The sequence below is a fragment of the Dietzia aurantiaca genome (assembly GCF_021033825.1).
GTDB lineage: Bacteria > Actinomycetota > Actinomycetes > Mycobacteriales > Mycobacteriaceae > Dietzia > Dietzia aurantiaca.
In genome coordinates, this window is record NZ_JAIFXZ010000012.1 from 1 (window position 1) to 19,621 (window position 19,621).

Annotated in this window: 21 protein-coding genes; 9 read left to right on the forward strand and 12 right to left on the reverse strand. The window is 68.9% G+C overall.

Annotated features, from left to right (window positions below; translation table 11 throughout):
- The first annotated feature begins 366 nt into the window (after window positions 1–366).
- Window positions 367–714, forward strand: coding sequence for a VOC family protein (locus K3888_RS12565; RefSeq protein WP_230930615.1), 348 nt, complete (start codon window positions 367–369; stop codon window positions 712–714).
- 111 nt (window positions 715–825) lie between these two features.
- Here K3888_RS12565 and K3888_RS12570 read toward each other — a convergent pair whose 3' ends face one another.
- From K3888_RS12570 to ychF, 4 genes are read right to left on the reverse strand one after another with little or no spacing between them, the layout of a single operon-like run.
- The gene (locus K3888_RS12570) at window positions 826–1,371 is read right to left on the reverse strand and encodes an AAA family ATPase (protein WP_372459573.1); all 546 of its coding nucleotides are present in this window, start codon (window positions 1,369–1,371) and stop codon (window positions 826–828) included.
- The gene (locus tag K3888_RS12575) at window positions 1,368–1,688 is read right to left on the reverse strand and encodes a HigA family addiction module antitoxin (RefSeq protein WP_230930617.1); all 321 of its coding nucleotides are present in this window, start codon (window positions 1,686–1,688) and stop codon (window positions 1,368–1,370) included. Before K3888_RS12575 ends, K3888_RS12570 begins: the two co-directional genes overlap by 4 nt.
- Window positions 1,663–1,944 (reverse strand): type II toxin-antitoxin system RelE/ParE family toxin, encoded by a 282-nt coding sequence (locus K3888_RS12580; RefSeq protein ID WP_295650924.1) that lies wholly within the window; start codon window positions 1,942–1,944, stop codon window positions 1,663–1,665. The genes K3888_RS12575 and K3888_RS12580 overlap by 26 nt, the downstream gene beginning before the upstream one ends.
- 33 nt (window positions 1,945–1,977) lie before the next feature.
- Window positions 1,978–3,057, reverse strand: coding sequence for a redox-regulated ATPase YchF (gene ychF, locus K3888_RS12585; protein ID WP_230930618.1), 1,080 nt, complete (start codon window positions 3,055–3,057; stop codon window positions 1,978–1,980).
- A 98-nt stretch (window positions 3,058–3,155) separates the two neighbouring features.
- Between ychF and K3888_RS12590 the strand changes: the two genes are divergently transcribed.
- Both K3888_RS12590 and K3888_RS12595 read left to right on the forward strand, forming a co-directional pair.
- Window positions 3,156–4,655 (forward strand): AI-2E family transporter, encoded by a 1,500-nt coding sequence (locus K3888_RS12590; protein ID WP_230930619.1) that lies wholly within the window; start codon window positions 3,156–3,158, stop codon window positions 4,653–4,655.
- Window positions 4,656–4,666: 11 nt separating this feature from the next.
- The gene (locus tag K3888_RS12595) at window positions 4,667–5,155 is read left to right on the forward strand and encodes a DUF6542 domain-containing protein (protein WP_230930620.1); all 489 of its coding nucleotides are present in this window, start codon (window positions 4,667–4,669) and stop codon (window positions 5,153–5,155) included.
- 64 nt (window positions 5,156–5,219) lie between these two features.
- On the opposite strand, the gene K3888_RS12600 is transcribed toward K3888_RS12595, so the two are convergent.
- The gene (locus tag K3888_RS12600; protein ID WP_230930621.1) at window positions 5,220–6,206 is read right to left on the reverse strand and encodes a 4-hydroxy-3-methylbut-2-enyl diphosphate reductase; all 987 of its coding nucleotides are present in this window, start codon (window positions 6,204–6,206) and stop codon (window positions 5,220–5,222) included.
- Between the two features lie 71 nt (window positions 6,207–6,277).
- Here K3888_RS12600 and K3888_RS12605 point away from each other — a divergent pair, with 71 nt between their 5' ends.
- The 3 genes from K3888_RS12605 to K3888_RS12615 are packed head-to-tail and all read left to right on the forward strand — an operon-like array spanning window position 6,278 to window position 8,159.
- Window positions 6,278–6,628 (forward strand): hypothetical protein, encoded by a 351-nt coding sequence (locus K3888_RS12605; protein WP_230930622.1) that lies wholly within the window; start codon window positions 6,278–6,280, stop codon window positions 6,626–6,628.
- A complete protein-coding gene (xseA, locus tag K3888_RS12610; protein WP_230930623.1) occupies window positions 6,625–7,944 on the forward strand; it encodes an exodeoxyribonuclease VII large subunit in 1,320 nt (439 codons plus the stop codon). The genes K3888_RS12605 and xseA overlap by 4 nt, the downstream gene beginning before the upstream one ends.
- On the forward strand, window positions 7,944–8,159 hold the full coding sequence (locus tag K3888_RS12615; protein WP_230930624.1) for an exodeoxyribonuclease VII small subunit: 216 nt from the start codon (window positions 7,944–7,946) through the stop codon (window positions 8,157–8,159). The genes xseA and K3888_RS12615 overlap by 1 nt, the downstream gene beginning before the upstream one ends.
- Here K3888_RS12615 and K3888_RS12620 read toward each other — a convergent pair.
- Window positions 8,156–8,716, reverse strand: a complete 561-nt coding sequence (locus tag K3888_RS12620) for a DUF4245 domain-containing protein (RefSeq protein ID WP_230930625.1) — start codon at window positions 8,714–8,716, stop codon at window positions 8,156–8,158. The two genes, K3888_RS12615 and K3888_RS12620, sit on opposite strands and share 4 nt — an antisense overlap.
- Window positions 8,717–8,864: 148 nt before the next feature.
- On the opposite strand from K3888_RS12620, the gene glpX reads away from it, so the two are divergent.
- Together glpX and K3888_RS12630 are read left to right on the forward strand one after the other, a co-directional pair.
- Complete coding sequence (glpX, locus tag K3888_RS12625) at window positions 8,865–9,866, forward strand: class II fructose-bisphosphatase (protein ID WP_230930626.1); 1,002 nt, start codon at window positions 8,865–8,867, stop codon at window positions 9,864–9,866.
- A 117-nt stretch (window positions 9,867–9,983) separates the two neighbouring features.
- Window positions 9,984–11,387 (forward strand): class II fumarate hydratase, encoded by a 1,404-nt coding sequence (locus K3888_RS12630; protein ID WP_230930627.1) that lies wholly within the window; start codon window positions 9,984–9,986, stop codon window positions 11,385–11,387.
- A gap of 73 nt (window positions 11,388–11,460) precedes the next feature.
- Here K3888_RS12630 and phoH2 read toward each other — a convergent pair whose 3' ends face one another.
- From phoH2 to K3888_RS12650, 4 genes are all read right to left on the reverse strand, one after another.
- Window positions 11,461–12,816 carry an RNA 5'-3' helicase PhoH2 gene (gene phoH2 / locus K3888_RS12635; protein WP_230930628.1) on the reverse strand — a complete coding sequence of 452 codons (1,356 nt, stop codon included), beginning with the start codon at window positions 12,814–12,816 and terminating at the stop codon, window positions 11,461–11,463.
- A gap of 234 nt (window positions 12,817–13,050) precedes the next feature.
- Window positions 13,051–13,515, reverse strand: a complete 465-nt coding sequence (locus tag K3888_RS12640; RefSeq protein WP_230930629.1) for a MaoC family dehydratase — start codon at window positions 13,513–13,515, stop codon at window positions 13,051–13,053.
- Between the two features lie 65 nt (window positions 13,516–13,580).
- Window positions 13,581–14,324: a 3-oxoacyl-ACP reductase FabG gene (gene fabG / locus K3888_RS12645; protein ID WP_230930630.1), complete on the reverse strand. Its 744-nt coding sequence runs from the start codon at window positions 14,322–14,324 to the stop codon at window positions 13,581–13,583.
- Between the two features lie 109 nt (window positions 14,325–14,433).
- On the reverse strand, window positions 14,434–15,603 hold the full coding sequence (locus tag K3888_RS12650; protein WP_230930631.1) for an acyl-CoA dehydrogenase family protein: 1,170 nt from the start codon (window positions 15,601–15,603) through the stop codon (window positions 14,434–14,436).
- A 123-nt stretch (window positions 15,604–15,726) separates the two neighbouring features.
- Here K3888_RS12650 and K3888_RS12655 point away from each other — a divergent pair, with 123 nt between their 5' ends.
- Window positions 15,727–16,830 (forward strand): zinc-binding dehydrogenase, encoded by a 1,104-nt coding sequence (locus K3888_RS12655; RefSeq protein ID WP_230930632.1) that lies wholly within the window; start codon window positions 15,727–15,729, stop codon window positions 16,828–16,830.
- A 327-nt stretch (window positions 16,831–17,157) separates the two neighbouring features.
- Here the strand turns inward: K3888_RS12655 and K3888_RS12660 are convergent, their stop codons facing one another.
- Together K3888_RS12660 and K3888_RS12665 are read right to left on the reverse strand one after the other, a co-directional pair.
- Window positions 17,158–18,300, reverse strand: coding sequence for a thiolase family protein (locus tag K3888_RS12660; protein ID WP_230930633.1), 1,143 nt, complete (start codon window positions 18,298–18,300; stop codon window positions 17,158–17,160).
- A 94-nt stretch (window positions 18,301–18,394) separates the two neighbouring features.
- The gene (locus K3888_RS12665; protein WP_230930634.1) at window positions 18,395–19,600 is read right to left on the reverse strand and encodes an acyl-CoA dehydrogenase family protein; all 1,206 of its coding nucleotides are present in this window, start codon (window positions 19,598–19,600) and stop codon (window positions 18,395–18,397) included.
- Window positions 19,601–19,621: the final 21 nt, after the last annotated feature.

Genomic DNA, 19,621 nt, shown 5'->3' on the forward strand with positions numbered 1-19,621 from the left:
GATGTCTATGCTGGCCTACGCCAACATCCAGCGTGAGACTTGTCGGGCCGATGCGCCGAGAACGTCAGGTCATGGGCGATGATCTGGGTCAGCGGGAACGACTCGGGTGGGCCACACAGTGCGTCGATCACCCGGCCACACCATGCGCCACGAGGTTTCACATCGCGCGTCATGGCCAGCCACCGCGCAGCGATCTCGGAGTGCTGCCAGCGCAGATCAGCCGTGTCGTCCCCTCCCTGAGGCCGGGCTCGTCCTCCCCCTCGATGCACGCGTGCCACGGTTGCTGCATATTAAACCGGCATCCCACCGAGCCCCGGTATGCACCATTTCCTTGCGCGGCGAATCGCGGAGGGCGATGGTGCTGTCATGAACATCGAACGCATCGTTCCCGATCTGACGGTCACGGACCTCGGGCGGGCCGTCAATGAACACGTCACGGCCCTCGGGCTCGAAGTCGTCATGGACCACGGGTGGATCGTCACGCTGGCTGACTCTGCAGGCCATCAGCTGAGCTTGATCACCGCCGATGACACAGCTCCCGAGAACCCCGACGTCTCCGTATTCGTGGACGACGTTCAGACCGCGTACGACCGCACCGTGGCGGCAGGTCTCGAGATCGTGCACCCGCTCACGACAGAAAAATGGGGCGTCGCCCGGTTCTTCTACCGCGACGCGTCAGGCAATGTGATCAACGTCGGCATGCATGCTCGGTGACCGCCCGACTCACACGTTGAAGCGGAACTCCACCGCATGCCGGTACAGAGCAATCGCTGATGGAGTTCGGCTCGAACGCACCATGTCAGCGATAGACATCACGAGGGTCAGTCATGAACTGATGTCGAGCGTCTCGCTCCATCCCGCGTCCGCGAGGACCTGCTGCAGGGCGTCAGCGACGCTCACCGTGGCATCGAATACTGACTCATCCAGGGCGGCGACCCGGTCGTTGCTGCGGTACCAGGACGCGACATCGGCCTCCGACACCTCCGCGGCCAATGCCTTCGTTCGATGCCGTTCGAGCGTCTCGTCGAGGTCGAGTTCATAGCAGTAGCAGCGAGTCAGACCAGCATGATCTTTTCGCAGCTGAGCGAGCATCTCGCCATAGCTCTCGGAATGCAGGATGCCCTCGATCACGACGTCGAGACCGTTGTCGAGCGCGAACCGCGCCGACAGATCGATATACGGCACGCTCAACGCACCCGGATGGTCGCGAACATGGAGGATCTCTCGCCGAAGCACGTCATGGCCGATGATCGCCACGCCGCGCGGTCGCGCAGCTCGGATCGCCTCCGCCAAATGCGACTTCCCGCTGCCCGAGTTCCCGCGAATGATGATTAGACGAGAGCTCCCGGAGCCGGTCTCCCCAGAGGTCATGCGACCTTCAACGGCGTGATCGCAACGACCTTGTCGCCCAGCACTCGACGCTCGAGCCGCAGTTCATAGTTCGACTGCAGGTTCATCCAGAACTCCTCGGACGTACCGAAGTACCGTGCCAGGCGGATCGCTGTGTCGGCGGTGATGCCCCGCTTGCCATGCACGATCTCGTTGATCCGACGCGGCGGTACACCGATCGACACAGCGAGCTTGTTCTGCGTGATCCCGAAGCCCTCGATGAAGTCCTCCATCAGGATCTCTCCCGGGTGAATCGGCTCGATCAGGTCGGCCTCAGTGGTAGTCGACGAGTTCGACATTGTCCGCACCTCCATCTCTCCAGACGAAGCAGAGACGCCATTGCGCGTTCACGCGGATACTGTGCTGCCCGCGGCGGTCACCGACCAGCCGCTCCAGGCGGTTGCCCGGTGGGATCCGGAGATCCTCGACATCCTTCGCCGCATGGATCAACTCGAGTTTCCGCAAGGTCGCCCGCTGTACAGCCCGGTCTACGCGCTTGACGTACTGCTCATGCCAGATGCGCTCAGCGTCCTTGTTGCCGAACGATCTGATCACGGGACCAGTCTATAACGGGTGCCGTCATTAACGCTAGACGTTAAACCGGAACTCCACCACGTCGCCGTCGACCATCACGTAGTCCTTGCCCTCCATGCGCACCTTGCCGGCGGCCTTGGCAGCCGCCATTGACCCAGCCGTGTCAAGGTCAGAGAACGACACGATCTCGGCCTTGATGAAGCCCTTCTCGAAGTCGGTGTGGATCACGCCGGCCGCCTTGGGCGCGGTGTCGCCCTTGCGGATGGTCCAGGCGCGCGACTCCTTGGGGCCGGCGGTGAGGTAAGTCTGCAGACCGAGGGTGTGGAACCCGGCGCGGGCGAGCGCGGCGAGGCCGGGCTCGGTCTGGCCGATCGACTCGAGGAGCTCCATGGCGTCGTCCTCGTCGAGCTCGAGCAGCTCGGCCTCGACCTTTGCGTCGAGGAACACAGCGTCGGCCGGCGCCACGGCGGCGGTCAGTTCGGCCTTGCGCTCGTCGCTGGTCAGCACCGACTCGTCGGCGTTGAACACGTAGAGGAACGGCTTCGCGGTCATGAGGTGCAGATCGCGCAGCAGTCCGCGGTCGATCTCGTCCTGCGCCTTGAACAGGGTCCGGCCGTCCTCGAGCACGGCCTGCGCCTTGCGGACCTCGTCGAGGACAGGCGCGAGTGACTTGTCCTTGCGGGAGTCCTTCTCCAGGCGCGGGATGGCCTTCTCGACCGTCTCGAGGTCCGCGAGGATCAGCTCGGTGGCGATCACCTCGATGTCGGACATCGGGTCGACCTTGCCGTCGACGTGGATGACGTCCGGGTCGTCGAACACCCGTACCACCTGGCAGATGGCGTCGGCCTCACGGATGTTGGCGAGGAACTTGTTGCCCATCCCCTCACCGGTGCTCGCGCCCTTGACGATGCCGGCGATGTCCACGAACGACACCACGGCCGGCAGGATCCGCTCCGAGCCGAAGATCTCGGCCAGGCGGTTCAGCCGCGGGTCCGGTAGGTCCACGACTCCGACGTTGGGCTCGATCGTGGCGAACGGGTAGTTCGCCGCGAGCACGTCGTTGTTCGTCAGGGCATTGAACAGGGTCGACTTCCCGACGTTGGGCAGTCCGACGATTCCGAGGGTGAGGCTCACGGGACCCGAGTCTACGTCCCACTCCCCTGCCGGCCCGCCTCGCCACCCACGCCGGTGTCCGGCAGCACACCGCCGCTCCCTCTGACATCATGAACCCCATGAGTGACGAGCCGGTACGTCCGCCCACGCAGGACTCCGACGACCAGCATGTCGACCGTTCAGTACTACTCGGGATCGGGGGCCGCTGGCTCACGGACTGGGCACTGCGCCTGGCCATCGTCCTGGTGGCCGGTTGGCTGCTGTCCCGGGTCGGCGGCGCCCTGTGGGTCGGCATTCTGCCGATCCTGCTGGCGCTCATCGTCGCCACCGTGCTGTGGCCGCCGACGGGCTGGATGACGAGACACCACGTCCCCAAGTCCCTCGCCGCGCTCATCTCGATCCTCGGATCGCTGGGCGTCGTCGCCGGAGTGATCGCCCTCATCGCGCCGTCGATCGTCGAGCAGAGCGTCCAGCTGGCCGACCAGACGTCGGAGGCGATCGGCACGGTGCAGGACTGGCTGCGCGGGCCGCCGCTCAATATCCGGGACGAGCAGCTCGACGGGGTCCTCAACCAGCTCAGCACCACCCTCCAGGACCGCGGTGACCAGATCGCCAACGGCGTGTTCACCGGCGTCAGCGCCGTCGGCTCGCTCGTCGTCACCGTCGTCCTGGTCCTGGTCCTCACATTCTTCTTCATCAAGGACGGGCCGCGCTTCCTGCCGATGGTGCGCCGGGTCGCGGGCCGCAACGCGGGCCGTCACCTCACCGAGGTGCTCACCCGCAGCTGGAACACCCTGGGCGGGTACATACGTACCCAGGCGATCGTCTCGTTCGTCGACGCGGCGCTCATCGGACTCGCGCTGGTGATCCTCGGCGTGCCGCTGGCGTGGGCCCTGGCGGTCATCACGTTCATCGCCGGCTTCATCCCCATCGTGGGTGCGTTCACGGCGGGCGCGCTGGCGGTGCTCATCGCGCTGGTGGCCAACGGCTTCACCACCGCGATCATCGTGCTCGTCGTGATCATCGCGGTGCAGCAGCTGGAGGGCAACGTGCTCCAGCCGATCCTGCAGTCCCGCGCCATGAACCTGCACCCGGTCGTGGTCCTGCTGGGCGTCGCGGCGGGTAGCACCCTGTTCGGCATCATCGGCGCGTTCCTCGCCGTGCCCGTGCTGGCGGTGGTCGCGGTGATCCTGAGGTACCTCGGCGAGCAGATCGACCTGCGCACCGGCGATGTCACGGCATCGGATCTGGCCTCCGCGACGGATGAGGGCCGGCTCACGGCGTGGCTCGGCGAGATGTCCAGCTCGCGATTCGCTCCCCTGCGCAAGAGCAGCAGCGCGATCATGGCCGGGATGATCGACGAGAAGCCCCACATCGCCGCGACGGGAACCGCGGGCGGGCGCGTCGCCACGGGTACCGGCGAGAGTGTCGGGGACGACGACGACAACGCCGCCACCGCTCCCGGCGGCGACGATCTGGTGCCGACACAGGGTGAGCTCCCCGAGCCCGGCCCGGTCGATCCGGACGCCGTGACCGGCAACCGCCCGTCGCCCGCGGAGCAGAAGCCGAACCCCCTGCGCCGCTTCGGTCGATTCCTCGCTCGCAGGCTCGAGGGTTAGAGTCTTGTCCCGTGAGTAGACGCAGAAGTGGACGGGTGCCGGCGGACGAGAGGTCTGTCGTGTCCTCGATGCGTGGACTGCCCGCATGGACTGCGGTCCTGCTGACGGTGGCCATCTCGCTGACCGGGGTGGCGATCGATTCGCTCTCCGGTGAGCTCGGTGCGGCGTTCACCGTCTTGTTCTTCCTCGGCTGCGTCCTCGCGGTGCTGATGGTCTCGCGCCGTTCGCTGTTCGTCGCCGGCGTGCAGCCGCCGATCGTGATGGCGGTCCTGGTGCCGCTGGTCTACGTGATCGCCGGCGTGGGCGGGGGCTCGGGGCTGTTCTCCCGCACCCAGATCATCTCGATCAGCCTGCCCCTGGCCACCCGGTTTCCCCTGATGATCACCACCACCGTCGTGGTGATCGCGCTCGCGCTGATCCGCGCCTACGTCCTGGAGCCACGGAACTCGCGACCCGTCGCGCGTCCCCAGCGGAGCGCCCCGGCACACGCCCGCCGCTGAGGCCGGGCGCGCCCGGGGCGCGTCGTGTTGGAGGGGCCGATCGGCCGCCGCGGGAAGAACCCGATCAGGCCTTGTTCTTCTCGGTGATCCGGAGCTCGCGCGGCAGCGCGAACGTGATCGTCTCCTGCGCGGTACGTACGGTGTCGACGTCGTTGTAACCGTGCTCGGCGAGCAGGTCCACCACGCCGCGCACGAGGATCTCGGGCACCGAGGCGCCTGAGGTGACACCCACGGTCGTCACTCCCTCGAGCCACGACAGGTCGATCTCCTTGGCGTAGTCCACCAGGTGTGCGTCGCGCGCGCCGGCCTGGAGGGCCACCTCGACGAGTCGAACCGAGTTGGAGGAGTTCGTCGACCCCACCACGATCACCAGGTCACAGTCGGGGGCCATCGCCTTGACCGCGCTCTGCCGGTTCTGCGTGGCATAACAGATGTCGTCCGACGGCGGATCGATGAGCGTGGGGTACTTCGCCTTGAGGCGACGCACAGTCTCCATGGTCTCGTCCACGCTCAGCGTGGTCTGGGAGAGCCAGATGAGCTTCTCCGTGTCGACCGGCACGTCCAGGGCGTCCACGGAATCGGGTCCGTCGACCAGGGTCACCACGTCGGGTGCCTCACCCGCGGTGCCCTCGACCTCCTCGTGCCCCTCGTGGCCCACGAGGAGGATCTGGTAGCCCTCACGGGCGAAGCGCTTGACCTCGGTGTGCACCTTGGTCACCAACGGGCAGGTCGCATCGAATGTGCGGAGCTCGAGGCTCTTGGCGCTGTCGCGGACGGCGGGGGAAACGCCGTGTGCGGAGAACACGAGGTTGGCTCCGCGGGGGACCTCATCGGTCTCGTCGACGAAGATCACGCCACGGTCGGTGAACTGCTCCACCACGTACTTGTTGTGGACGATCTCCTTGCGCATGTACAGCGGGGCACCGTGCTTCTCCAGTGCCTTCTCCACGGTCTCGACGGCCCGGTCGACACCGGCACAGTAGCCACGCGGTTCCGCGAGAAGCACTCGCTTGGTTGCCGGTTCGGCGATCATGTCGGTCTGCTCGGTCATGACCCCAGGGTACGGTTCATACTGGATTTCGACCATTACGTCTCCGGGCCTCCCCCGGCAGGAAGGTTCGCATGCTCCGCCCCCTGTTCCTCACCCGTGCCACGATCGGCCTCGCCGCCACCGCGGTGGAGGGTGTCGTGGCGCTGCCAGGTCGTGCGGCGGACGCGGTGTCCACGATTCCCGGCGTCCCGGTCAAGCTCGCCGGCTCCCTCGTCCAGTCGTACCTCCACGCAGGTCAGCGACTCACCGATTTCGCGGTCAAGGGTGACCGGGTGCTCGCGGCGGTGTTCCCCGCGCGCACCGACCAGCCCGAGTGGGCGACGTTCGACGAGGACCTCGTGACCGACGATCCGGCGGCCGGCGAGGCGGATGGGGGCGGCGCCGACGTCCCGTCCGGCCGCGTCTCCCCCCGGCACCCGTGAGCGGCTCGGCACCCGGGGCCAAGAGCAGCCCGGAACAACCGTGGCCGGTGCGGGTCGTCTCCGACCAGATCGCCGCGTGGATCCACCGGCTCGGTGCGGTCTGGGTCGAGGGCCAGATCACCCAGTTGAGTCTGCGCCCGGGCACACGCACCACGTTCCTGACGCTCCGGGACCCGTCGGTCGACAACTCGTTGACCCTCACCTGCCCGCCTCGCCTCATCTCCGAGGCGCCGGTGCCGGTCACCGAGGGCAGCCGGGTCGTGATCCGCGGCACCCCGCGCTTCTACACCGGTCGCGGCTCCCTCTCGTTGCAGGTCTCGGAGATCCGTCCGGTCGGCGTGGGCGAGTTGCTCGCCCGGATCGAGCGGCTCAAGCAGGCCCTGTCCGCCGAGGGTCTGTTCGATCCGCGCCTGAAGCGCCCGCTGCCGTTCCTGCCCGCCTGCGTGGGTCTGATCACCGGGCGCGCGAGTGCCGCCGAGCGCGATGTCGTGGAGGTGGCCCGGGGTCGCTGGCCCGACGTCCGGTTCGCGGTCCGTAACACCGCCGTCCAGGGCGTCTCGGCGGTGCCCCAGATCCTTGACGCGCTGGCGGAGCTCGATGCCGACCCCGTCGTCGACGTCATCATCCTCGCGCGCGGCGGCGGCTCCGTCGAGGACCTCCTGCCGTTCTCCGACGAGGCGCTGATCCGTGCCATCTCCACGTGCCGCACGCCGGTGGTCAGCGCGATCGGCCACGAGCCGGACTCCCCCCTGTCCGACCTGGTGGCCGACCTGCGCGCCGCCACGCCCACCGACGCGGCCAAGCGGGTCGTCCCCGACGTGGTCGAGGAGCGGCGCCGCATCGCCGAGGCGCGCGCCCGTACCGCGCGGGCCCTGCGCGCCTGGGTGGACCGCGAGCAGCACCAGCTCACCGCCGTGCGCTCCCGCCCCTGCATGGCCAACCCGCACGGACTCGTGGACTCGCGGGCCGAGATCGTGGCCGAGGCACTACGCGCCGCCCGCCGCGACATCACCCGCATCATCGACTCGGAGTCCACGTCGCTGGGCCACCTGTCAGCTCGATTGACCACCCTGGGACCGGCGGCCACCCTCGCCAGGGGTTACGCCGTCGTGCAGTCCGTGGCGGGCCCGAACGACGGCCGCGTGGTCTCGTCCATCGCCGACGCCCCGCCCGGCTCGCAGTTGCGCATCCGGGTCGCCGACGGCGCACTCTCCGCCGCGGTGCTCGGCGCCACCCCGGCCGCCGGCCGCCCCACCCGGGCGCCGGATCCCGACCCCACCTCGCCCACCTCCCCCACCTCCGAGGAGCAGTCCTGATGTCCGACGAACAGATCCCCGTCTCCGAACTCGGATACGAGAAGGCCCGCGACGAACTGATCGAGGTGGTGCGGATCCTCGAGGCCGGCGGACAGGATCTCGACTCGTCGCTGGCGCTGTGGGAGCGGGGCGAGGAGCTCGCCGCGCGGTGCACCGAGCACCTGGACGGCGCGCGCAAGCGCATCGACGCGGTTCTGGGCGAGGAGGCGCCCTAGCCGGTCGGCAGCGGCTCGGAGTCCTGCACCGCGGTGGCCATTGTCTCGAAATCGGAGTTCGGCGCGGAGCCGGTCACGGCGACCCGCGTGTCTCCGGTGTCGAGCACCCAGACAGGACGCACGTCGTCCCCGTTGTAGACGGACCACTCGCGGCCCGAGATCGGCACCATGGTGCGGCTCGGACGCGGCTCGCCGTCGACCATCCGGACCACGTCCTCCGGCGCGTCGGTCTGGACGAGCTCGATGTAACTGCGCTCCCCCGTCACCCAGCCGACGTGGCTGGAGGTGAATCCGCCCAGCGACTGGACGCGACCGGAGTTCGACGTCCATCCCTCGGGGACCTCGGGCGAACGGATCGGGAAGTCGAGGGTGCGGGCGTCCTCGGCGAGCGACGCCGCGGCGTCGAACTCGCGGATCGGGCCCTGCTCCGGCCCGGACGGCGAGAAGGCGCATTGTCCGGCGACGCCGGCGAAGACGCCGACGATCACCATGAGCACCACCACCGACCAGAACATGTCGCGGTTGCCCTGCAGGATTCTCGGTTTCGCCTCGGCCACGACCGCCAGTATCCCACCTCGCCGCGGCGCGACCGACGGTCGGTCTACGGCACTGCCCCCGACGTGGAACAATGAGTGTCGACCACCACAGCCGAGCCGCGCCCGTCATCGCCCGCGCGCGGAGCCAATCCGAGGAGCCCGACGATACATGTCTGACGCCAAGCGCCCTGATCGAAATCTCGCCATGGAGTTGGTCCGCGTGACCGAGGCCGCCGCGCTGGCGGCCGGCCGCTGGGTCGGGCGGGGTGACAAGAACGGTGGCGACGGCGCCGCGGTCGACGCGATGCGCGAGCTCATCTCGACGGTCGAGATGGACGGCGTCGTGGTGATCGGCGAGGGCGAGAAAGACGAGGCGCCCATGCTCTACAACGGCGAGCGGGTCGGCACCGGCTCCGGGCCCGCCGTCGACGTGGCCGTGGACCCGATCGACGGCACGCGCCTCATGGCAGAGGGGCGCCCCAACTCGATCGCCGTGATCGCGGTGGCCGAGCGCGGCGCGATGTTCGATCCGTCGGCCGTGTTCTACATGCGCAAGATCGCCGTGGGCCCCGAGGCCGTCGGCAATATCGACCTGGCCGAGTCCACGGAGTGGAACATCCGCTCGGTCGCCGAGGCCAAGAACATCGATGTGGGCGACCTGACGGTCTGCGTCCTGGACCGCCCCCGCCACGCGGAGCTGATCGCCGAGATCCGCGCCGCCGGCGCCAAGGTCCGTCTGATCATGGATGGTGACGTCGCCGGTGCGGTCGCCACCGCCACCGACGGCAGCTCGGTCGACATGCTCATGGGCGTCGGCGGTACCCCCGAGGGCATCATCGTGGCCTGCGCCATGAAGTGCATGGGCGGCGAGATCCAGGGCCAGCTGTGGCCCCAGGACGACGCCGAGCGTCAGAAGGCCGTCGACGCCGGTCTGGATGTCGACGCGATCCTCACCACCGACGACCTGGTCAAGGGCGACAACTGCTTCTTCGCCGCCACCGGCATCACCAACGGCGACATGGTGCGCGGCGTCAGCTACCGCGCCAACGGCGCCATCACCCGCTCTCTCGTCATGCGCTCCAAGTCGGGCACGGTCCGCCACGTCGAGGGCCGCCACAAGATGGAGAAGCTCCGCGAGTTCTCGGCCGTCGACTACGGCCAGGACGCCTGACCCACCACACTGGGCCGGCCCCGGCGGCATCCGGTAGCCGGGGTCGGGCCACGGCATCGCGGCGGTTCCACGCCCGCTCCCCTGCGGAGAGCGTCGGGCGCGCCTACTCTGGCGAACATGGCCGATCAGAGTGGATTCCGAATCGAACACGACACGATGGGCGAGGTGCGGGTGCCCGTCGACGCATTGTGGCGGGCGCAGACCCAGCGCGCCGTGGAGAACTTCCCCGTCTCGGGCCGGGGCCTGGAGCGCGCCCAGATCCGTGCGCTCGGTCTGCTCAAGTCCGCGTGCGCGGCCGTCAACGGCCAACTCGGTCTGCTCGACCGGGCCAAGGTCGATGCGATCGTGGCGGCCGCCGACCGTATCGCCGAGGGCGAGGTGGACGAGCACTTCCCGGTGGATGTGTTCCAGACCGGCTCGGGCACCAGTTCCAACATGAACACCAACGAGGTCATCGCCTCACTGTGCGCCGACGCGGGCGTGACGGTCCATCCGAACGACGACGTGAACATGTCGCAGTCGTCGAACGACACGTTTCCCACGGCAACCCATGTCGCGGCGACCGAGGTCGTGATCGGCGATCTCATCCCGGCGCTGACCGTGCTGGCCGAGTCCTTCGAGGCCAAGTCGGAGCAGTGGCGCGAGGTCGTCAAGGCCGGCCGCACCCATCTCATGGACGCGGTCCCGGTGACGCTGGGCCAGGAGTTCGGCGGGTATGCCCGTCAGATCCGGGCCGGGATCGAGCGGGTCTGCGCGACACTGCCCCGCGTGGGCGAGTTGCCGATCGGCGGCACCGCGGCCGGCACCGGACTCAACGCCCCCGACGGCTTCGGTTCGGCGGTCGTCGAGGAGCTGCGCTCCCTCACCGGGCTGGAGGAGCTGCGGTTGGCCGTGGACCCCTTCGAGGCGCAGTCCGCCCGCGACGGGCTGGTCGAGCTGTCGGGCGCACTCCGCACCGTCGCGGTGTCGCTGACCAAGATCGCGAACGACATCCGATGGATGGGCTCCGGCCCCATGACCGGCCTGTCCGAGGTGCATCTCCCCGACCTGCAGCCCGGGTCCTCCATCATGCCGGGCAAGGTCAACCCGGTCCTGTGTGAGACGGTCGCGCAGGTCGCCGCACAGGTGGTGGGCAACGACGCCGCGGTCGCCTGGGCCGGTGCCAGCGGAGCATTCGAGCTCAACACCGCCATCCCGCTGATGGCCCGCAATGTTCTCGAGTCCGTGCGGATCCTGTCGACCTCGTCCGAGTTGTTCGCGCAGCGGTGCATCGACGGGATCGAGCCGGATGCCGACCGGATGCGCCGGCTTGCCGAATCCTCGCCGTCGATCGTCACGCCGCTCAACTCCGCGATCGGCTACGAGGAGGCCGCACGTGTGGCCAAGCACGCCCTCGCCGAGGGGATGACGATCCGCGAGGCCGTCTTCGCGCTCGGTTTCGTGCCGGATCCGTTGAGCGAGGAGGAACTCGACCGTCGGCTCGACGTGCTGGGGATGACCGGGCTCGACCGCAAGCGCTGAGACGACGGCCTCCGGCTGTCAGCCCCCCTGCCCGGCCCTCTCTCCCGGCCGGGTGGGGGTGCTGACACGTGGGTCAGGCCGCGCGGATGCGCCGCAGCTCCCCCGGGGTGCCGTCGGGGTGGAACTCCTCGAGCATCGTGGTGACGAGCTCGGCGATCGCCGACCTCTCCGACCGGCTCAGCGTGACGTGGGCGAACAGCGGGTGCCCCTTCAGCTTCTCGACCACCGCCTGGATCCCGTCATGCCTGCCGACACGCAGGTTGTCGCGCTGGGCGACGTCGTGGGTGAGCACGACCCGGGACCCGCTACCGAGGCGGGACAGCACGGTGAGCAGGACGTTGCGCTCGAGTGACTGCGCCTCGTCGACGATCACGAACGAATCGTGCAGACTCCGCCCGCGGATATGGGTCAGGGGAAGCACCTCGAGGATGTCGCGGTCCATGACCTCGTCGATGACGTTCTCGCTGACCAGGCCCTCGAGCGTGTCGAACACGGCCTGCGACCAGGGTGACATCTTCTCCGACTCGCTGCCTGGCAGGTAGCCGAGTTCCTGACCGCCGACCGCGTAGAGGGGCCGGAACACGACGATCTTGCGGTGCCGGCGCCGCTCAAGGACCGACTCCAGTCCGGCGCACAGGGCGAGTGCCGACTTGCCCGTGCCCGCGCGACCGCCGAGGGACACGATCCCGATCGACTCGTCCAACAGGCAGTCGATCGCGATGCGCTGCTCTGCGGAGCGCCCGCGCAGGCCGAATACCTCGACGTCGCCGCGGACGAGCCGGAGCCCACCGTCGTCGGTCACCCGGGCCAGTGCCGACGAGGATTCGGTCTGCACGCGTACGCCGCAGTGCACGGGCGTGGCGGCGTCGAGTCCGGCGGCGCGGGCCGCCAGGGGGCTCACCCGTCCCTCGGCGAACAATCCGTCGACGAGCTCCTGGGTGGCGGGCAGATCGTCGACGCCGCGGTAGCCGGTGAGCACGACGTCCTGGGCGTGGTACTCATCCGCCGGCAGCCCCACGGACCCGGCCTTGACGCGCAGCGGGATGTCCTTGGACACCAGGACGGTCTCGGCACCCTCGGCCCGCAGGTTGAGCGCGCACGCCAGGATGCGGGAGTCGTTTCCGGTGTTGCGGAAGCCCGAGGGCAGGACGGACTGGTCGGTGTGGTTGAGCTCCACCCGCAACGTCCCGCCCTGATCGGTGACGATGAGGTCGCCGTCGAGTCGACCGTTGCGCAGCCGCAGGTCCTCCAGCAGACGTAGCGCCTCGCGGGCGTAGTAGCCCAGCTCGGGGTGGTGACGCTTGGCCTCGAGTTCCCCGATCACCGCGATGGGCAGCACCACGTGGTGCTCGGCGAAGCGGGTGACGGCCCACGGATCGGACAGCAGAACCGAGGTGTCGAGGACGTAGGTACGTACGGTGTCGGTCACGGCGCGCTCCTGACCCGCGGCACCCGCAGGCGGTTCGGGATGGACCGGTCGGGCCAGGTCACCGGGTGGTGACGGGGCCGGGTGCCGGCCCCCTCCCGATCGCGTTCGACGATCATCGGCTGGGACCTCCCGACGGTCGGCTTCCCCACCGACCGTTGGGCCTGACGCTACGCCTGAATCACATCCCTGTAGTTAAGTTGAGGTGAACTCCGCACTCCTGCCGGTCCGCCGCCGTCACTCGACCATCAGCCGGACGGTCTCGGCGACGAGCGCGGGGCGGTCAGAGCCGTCGATCTCGACGGTGACGAGGCTGTTGAGCTGGACGCCGGAGGACTTGCGCTGCAACGAGGTGAGTTCGATGCCGGCCCGGATCCGGGACCCGACGGGCACGGCAGCGGGAAAGCGGACCTTGTCGAGCCCGTAGTTGATCATCATCCCGAAGCCCCGGATCTCCATGACCTCTGCGCCGAGCAGCGGCACCAACGACAGGGTGAGATAGCCGTGCGCGATGGTCGCGCCGTAGGGGCCCTCGGCCGCGCGGACCGGGTCGACGTGGATCCACTGGTGATCACCGGTGGCATCGGCGAAGGCGTCCACCCTCTCCTGCGTCACTTCCATCCAGGAGCTGTAGCCGACGTGCTCCCCTATCGCGGCCTCGATTCCCGCGATTCCCTCGAACACCCGTGGTGCTGTGGTCATTCCAGTCCTCCTCGTGCGACGAGTTGTGCCGCGATGACGTTACAGCTGAGCCGGCGGGGTCGGCCTCAGATGTGCCGGCCGCCCGTGACCTCGAGGACCGTGCCGGTCATGTAGCTGGACATGTCACTTGCCAGGAACAGCACCACCCGGGCCACCTCCGACGGCTCGGCGGCGCGGCCCATCGGAATCTCCTTCATCTTCTCGTCCCAGATGTGCTCGGGCATCGCCAGCGTCATGGCGGTCCGGATGAGCCCGGGTTGAACGGCGTTGACCCGAACGCCGGCGAACGCGACCTCCTTGGCCGCGGCCTTGGTCAGCCCCACGATCCCGGCCTTGGCGGCGGAGTAGTTGGTCTGGCCGACCAGTCCGACCTTGCCGGAGATCGACGAGATGTTGACGATCGCACCGCCCCCATGGGTCCGCATGCGGCCGGCGGCGGCGCGTGTGCCGTTCCAGCTGCCCTTGAGGTGGATCGCGATGATGTCGTCGAACTGCTCCTCGGTCATCTTGCGCATCGTCGCGTCCCGGGTGACACCGGCGTTGTTGACGAAGACCCCGAGGGGGCCGAACGCGTCCTCCGCGGCGTCGATCGTCGCCTCGACCGCGGCCCCGTCGCGGACATCGCAACGAATGTAGCGGGCCACGCCGTCACCACCTAGCTCGGCGACGGCCGCGGCGCCGGCGTCGTCGTCGATATCGCCGATCACCACTCGCGCGCCCGCGTCGATGAACGTGCGCGCGATCTCCAGACCGATCCCCCGGGCGCCGCCCGTGACCACCGCGGTCCTGCCCTCGAGAAGTCCCGTCATGTCCCCTCTCCCCGTCGCATCCCGGCTCCGCCAGGATCGCCTCTGCGTGTTCCCCGAGCGCCGGAACCGCGCCCATCGGCAGTTCTACGCCCGCCGCTGTCCCCCGCGCTCATCGGGGCCCCGCTGCTCTGGCCGCAGCGCGGACCAGACCACCGCCGATGATGAGCTTCTGGATCTCGCTCGTTCCCTCGTAGAGGCGCAGCAACCTGATGTCGCGGTAGATCCGTTCGACGGCCACGCCGCGCATGTAGCCGGTCCCGCCGTGGACCTGGACACCGAGATCGGCGACCGTGCCGGCCATCTCGGTGCAGTAGAGCTTCGCCACGGACGGCGCGATCCGGCGATCCTCCTCGGTCACCCATTTGTCGGCTGCGTCGCGGACCAGCGCCCGCCCGGCCATGACGCCGGTTTGCATCTCCGCGAGCATGGCCTGGACCAGCTGGAATTCGCCGATCGGCCGGCCGCCCTGGGTGGTCTCGGCGGCGTAGGCGACGGATTCGTCCAGAACGCGCTGCGCGGAGCCCACGGCGACGGCGGCGATATGGACCCGGCCGCGGGCGAGCGAGGTCATGGCCGCGCGGTAGCCGGCGTCCACGTCGCCACCGACCACAGCGGAGTCCGGCACCCGCACACCCCGGAACGCGACCTCGGCGGTCCAGGCGCCCTCCTGGCCCATCTTGACGTCCTTCGGGCCCACAGAGACGCCCGGCGCGTCCGCGGGGACGAGGAACACGGCGATCCCCGTGCCTGCCGCGTCAGCGGGCCGCGTGCGGGCGAACACCACGAACAGCCCGGCCGAGGGGGCGTTGGTGATGAATCTCTTGGTCCCGTCGATCACCCAGTCGTCGCCGTCCCGGACCGCCCTGGTCGCCAACCCCGCGGGGTTGGATCCGGCGCCGTCCTCGGTCAGGGCGAAGGACGCGATCACCTCGCCGGAGGCGATCCGGCCGAGCCACTGACGCTTCTGCTCGTCGGTGCCGAAGTCGACCAGCACCTGTCCGGCGATGCCGTTGTTGGTCCCGAACTGCGACCGGACGGCCAGACTGGTGTAGCCGAACTCCATCGCTAGTTCCACGTCCTGCCGCAGGTCCAGCCCCAGCCCACCCCACTGCTGCGGGATCGCATAGCCGAACAGTCCCATGTCGGCCAGAGCGGCCCGGGTGGCCTCGTCGATCGCATCGGCGTCGGCGAACTCCTGCTCGCGTGGGACCAGTTCCGTCCGGATGAAGTCCCGCGTCGCCGCGAGGATGTCCGCGAAGTCCTCGGCCCCCACCTCCATCGTGCCCTCCGCCCGTTCGTCCTACTCGAGACCGATTCGCCGCGGCCCGAATGTACGCCAGCAACTATTATCATCGTTTGTGATCCACCGACAGCTCCGCGGCAACTGAGTAGGGTCGCACGCATGAAGGCCGCCGTGTGTGTCGAGACCGGATCACAGCTGGTGATCGAAGACATCCCCATTCCCTCCCCCCGCGCGGGCGAGGTGCTGGTCCACAACCACGCCTGCGGGGTCTGCCACACGGACCTGCACGTGATGAAGGGCGAGGTCGGCTTCCCACTGCCGGGCGTACTGGGCCATGAGATCTCCGGCATCGTGGCCGAGGTCGGCGCCGGGGTGACCAACGTCGGACCGGGCGACCGGGTGGTGGGCTCGTTCATCATGCCGTGCGGGACCTGCGAGAACTGCGCGCGCGGCATGGAGGACCTGTGCTCGACGTTCTTCGCGTACAACCGCCTGCGCGGCACGCTGTACGACGGCGAGACCCGCCTGCACCGCCCCTCCGGCGAGCCGCTGTCGATGTACTCGATGGGCGGGATGGCCGAGTACAGCGTCACCCCCGCCACGAGCGTGTTCCGCCTGCCGGACGAGCTCAACCTCACCGACACCGCGATTCTGGGGTGCTCGCTGTTCACCGCCTACGGTGCGGTTCGCAACGTGGGTGAGGTGCGGACCGGTGAGTCGGTGGCGGTGATCGCCGTGGGAGGGGTCGGACAGAACATCGTGCAACTGTCGGCCGCCAGTGGCGCCGAGGCGGTCGTCGCGATCGATGTCAACGACGACAAGCTGGCTCTCGCCCGTCGTATGGGCGCGACACACACCATCAATTCGTCCCACACCGATGCCGCCGAGGCGATCGCGGAGATCACCGGCGGCCGCGGGGTCGACGTGGCGTTCGAGGCCCTGGGCTCGGCGCGCACCACCACTCTGGCCGTGGACATCACCCGGGAGGGCGGCCGCGCCGTCGTCGTCGGCATCCCTCCCGCGGGAACCACTCTCGACGTGGACCTCGCCCGCATCGTCCGACGCAAGATCCAGATCAAGGGCTCCTACGGGGCCCGCGCCCGGCGCGATATTCCCGACCTCATTCGCATGCTCGCGGCGGGCAAGCTAGACCTGAGCGGCGTCATCTCACGGCGCGTGGGCCTCGACGAGGCGCCCGCCACCTACGAGGCGCTGGACCGCGGCGAGATCCTCGGCCGCGCGGTGGTCCTCACCGGCGGCTGAGCCGATGCTGTTGACACCGCCAGGGAGCACCCGGCATCCGCTCCCGCGCCTGCGCGTGGGCCCCCAGACGCCTCCGTCGATGTACTCGCGCCCCCACCGCATTCCTACCGCGTTCCCGCCGCCTGGCCGCCGCCTGGCCACGGCACAAGCTCATCCGGCAGAGGGTTCGGCACAAAGTCACTCGAGCTATGTGGGCCGAATCCACTTCTCGATGAGGGGTGGCACCGAACGCCGGCACCGAACGTCGGCGTCTGACGCCGCGACCCCGGCCGCCCTAGACGGGCGACCGGGGTCGAAGTGTGATGCTGCCGGCTCGTGCAGCGAGGCTCAGAGCAGCTCGATGATGGTGGCGTTGGCCTGGCCGCCGCCCTCACACATCGTCTGCAGGCCGTACTTGATGCCCTGGTTACGCATATGCGCGATCATGTCGGACATCAGGCGGCCGCCCGAGCCACCGAGCGGGTGACCGAGCGCGATCGCGCCGCCGTTGGGGTTGAGCTTGGCCGGGTCGGCGCCGGTCTCGGCGAGCCACGCCATGGGCACGGAGGCGAACGCCTCGTTGACCTCGAACACCCCGATGTCGTCAATCGACAGACCCGATTTCTGCAGGGCCTTTGCAGTGGCCGGGATCGGAGCGGTCAGCATGATGACCGGGTCATCGCCCGCCAGCGTCGCGGTGTGCACCCGGGCGATGGGCGTGCACCCGTACTTGGCGGCGGCCTCCTCGCTCATCACCAGCACGGCCGAGGCGCCGTCCGAGATCTGCGAGGCGTTGCCCGCGTGGATGACACCGTCCTCCTTGAACGGGGTCTTGAGCCCGGCCAGGCCCTCCACGGTGCTGCCGCGGCGGATGCCCTGGTCGGTGTCGAACATCCCGTCAGGGGTCTGGACCGGGACGATGTGACCGGCGAAGAAGCCGGCATCCTGCGCGGCGGCGGCCTTCTCGTGCGAGGCCACCGCGAACTCGTCGAGCTGGGTGCGCGAGAAGCCCCAGCGCTCGGCGATCATCTCAGCACCGACGCCCTGGTTGGGGGCGATGCCGTTGTAGCGGGTCATGAACTTCTCGCCGTACGGGAACGACTCGGCCGAGACGTGCGAACCCATCGGGACGCGGGTCATCGACTCGACGCCACCGGCGACCACGACGTCCTGGTAGCCCGACTCGATCACCGCGACGGCGAAGCTCAGTGCCTGCTGCGACGAACCACACTGGCGGTCGATCGTCACACCGTTGACCGTCTCCGGCCAGCCGGCCGACAGAGCAGCGGTCCGGGCGATGTCGCCGGCCTGCTCACCGGCCTGGGTGACACAACCCCAGATGACGTCCTCGACCGCGGCCGGGTCCAGGCCCGCGCGCTCGACGAGCCCGCTCAGCACCGTGCCCGACAGGTCGGCGGGATGAACGCCCGCCAGACCGCCCTTACGCTTACCGACCGCACTGCGCACGGCCTCCACAATCACTGCACCCATATGGTGTTCTCCTTGTCCGAAATGGCCCCGGCACGGGCCGCGGCCCGTTAGTGGGACATCCTAGTAGTGGCCGTGTTCCGGCGGTGGGCTGTTCTCAGCCGATGTACGGCGGGGTCCTGCGCAGCTCACCGCGCGCGATGGTGCGGCGATGCACGGCGTCCGGGCCGTCGACGATCCGCAGCGCCCGCGCCCACGCATAGAAGTACGCGAGCGGCGTGTCGTCCGAGACCCCGGCACCACCGAAGATCTCGATCGCCCGGTCGATCACCGCGCAGGCGACCTGCGGGGCGATCACCTTGATGGCGGAGATCTCGAAGCGCGCGTCCTTGGCGCCCACGGTGTCAATCATCCAGGCGCAGTGCTGCACCTGCAGGCGCGCCTGGTCGATCTCGATGCGCGAATTGGCGATGTGCTCCTGCACCACACCCTGCTCGGACAGATATCCGCCGAACGCGTGACGCGACTTGGCACGGTCCACCATCAGGGCCAGCGCCCGCTCGGCCATGCCGATCGCCCGCATCGCGTGGTGGATACGGCCCGGCCCGAGACGGGCCTGGGCGATGGCGAACCCGGCGCCCTCCTCACCCAGTAGATTCTCGACCGGCACGCGGACGTCCTTGAACACCAGCTCGCAGTGGCCGTGCTGGTCCTGGTAACCGAACAGCGGCAGGTTGCGCTCGATGGTCAGGCCCGGGGTGTCCCGCGGCACGAGCACCATCGACTGCTGGCGGTGGGTGTCCGCCTCCGGGTCGGTCTTGCCCATGACGATGAGGATCTCGCAGCGCGTATCGGCCACGCCGGTGATCCACCACTTGCGGCCGTTGATCACGTACTCGTCGCCCTCGCGGCGGATGACGGTCTGCACGTTGGTGGCATCGGAGGAGGCCACGTCCGGCTCGGTCATGACGTACGCCGAGCGCATGGTGCCGGCCTTGAGCGGCTCGAGGTAGGTGGCTTTCTGCTCGTCGGTGCCGAACAGGTGGAAGGTCTCCATGTTCCCGGTGTCCGGGGCCTGCGAGTTGATGGCCTCGGGGGCGATGACCGGCGACCAGCCGGTGATCTCGGAGACGGCGGCGAACTCGAGGTTGGAGATCCCCGACCACTCGGGCAGGAAGAGGTTCCACAACCCCCGCCGGCGGGCCTCGGCCTTGAGGTCCTCCATGACGGGCGGGTAGGCGTTGTCGCCGTGCTCGCGCAGGTATTCCTTCCACACGGGCTCGGCCGGGAAGACATGCTCGCGCATGAACTCCCACATGTTCTCCTGCAGCTCGAGGCTGCGCTGGCTGTGTGCGAATTCCATTGGCACTACTCCTGTAGAAGT

Bases quoted from the DNA above. Each gene is read 5' to 3' on its own strand.
- K3888_RS12655 (WP_230930632.1), top strand. From the start codon at position 15,727: ATGAAGGCCGCCGTGTGTGTCGAGACCGGATCACAGCTGGTGATCGAA.
- K3888_RS12570 (WP_372459573.1), bottom strand. From the start codon at position 1,371: ATGACCTCTGGGGAGACCGGCTCCGGGAGCTCTCGTCTAATCATCATT.
- K3888_RS12660 (WP_230930633.1), bottom strand. From the start codon at position 18,300: ATGGGTGCAGTGATTGTGGAGGCCGTGCGCAGTGCGGTCGGTAAGCGT.
- K3888_RS12615 (WP_230930624.1), top strand. From the start codon at position 7,944: ATGTCCGACGAACAGATCCCCGTCTCCGAACTCGGATACGAGAAGGCC.
- K3888_RS12665 (WP_230930634.1), bottom strand. From the start codon at position 19,600: ATGGAATTCGCACACAGCCAGCGCAGCCTCGAGCTGCAGGAGAACATG.
- K3888_RS12650 (WP_230930631.1), bottom strand. From the start codon at position 15,603: ATGGAGGTGGGGGCCGAGGACTTCGCGGACATCCTCGCGGCGACGCGG.
- K3888_RS12640 (WP_230930629.1), bottom strand. From the start codon at position 13,515: ATGACCACAGCACCACGGGTGTTCGAGGGAATCGCGGGAATCGAGGCC.
- K3888_RS12630 (WP_230930627.1), top strand. From the start codon at position 9,984: ATGGCCGATCAGAGTGGATTCCGAATCGAACACGACACGATGGGCGAG.
- K3888_RS12600 (WP_230930621.1), bottom strand. From the start codon at position 6,206: ATGACCGAGCAGACCGACATGATCGCCGAACCGGCAACCAAGCGAGTG.
- K3888_RS12575 (WP_230930617.1), bottom strand. From the start codon at position 1,688: ATGTCGAACTCGTCGACTACCACTGAGGCCGACCTGATCGAGCCGATT.
- K3888_RS12605 (WP_230930622.1), top strand. From the start codon at position 6,278: ATGCTCCGCCCCCTGTTCCTCACCCGTGCCACGATCGGCCTCGCCGCC.
- glpX (WP_230930626.1), top strand. From the start codon at position 8,865: ATGTCTGACGCCAAGCGCCCTGATCGAAATCTCGCCATGGAGTTGGTC.
- K3888_RS12590 (WP_230930619.1), top strand. From the start codon at position 3,156: ATGAGTGACGAGCCGGTACGTCCGCCCACGCAGGACTCCGACGACCAG.
- fabG (WP_230930630.1), bottom strand. From the start codon at position 14,324: ATGACGGGACTTCTCGAGGGCAGGACCGCGGTGGTCACGGGCGGCGCC.
- K3888_RS12565 (WP_230930615.1), top strand. From the start codon at position 367: ATGAACATCGAACGCATCGTTCCCGATCTGACGGTCACGGACCTCGGG.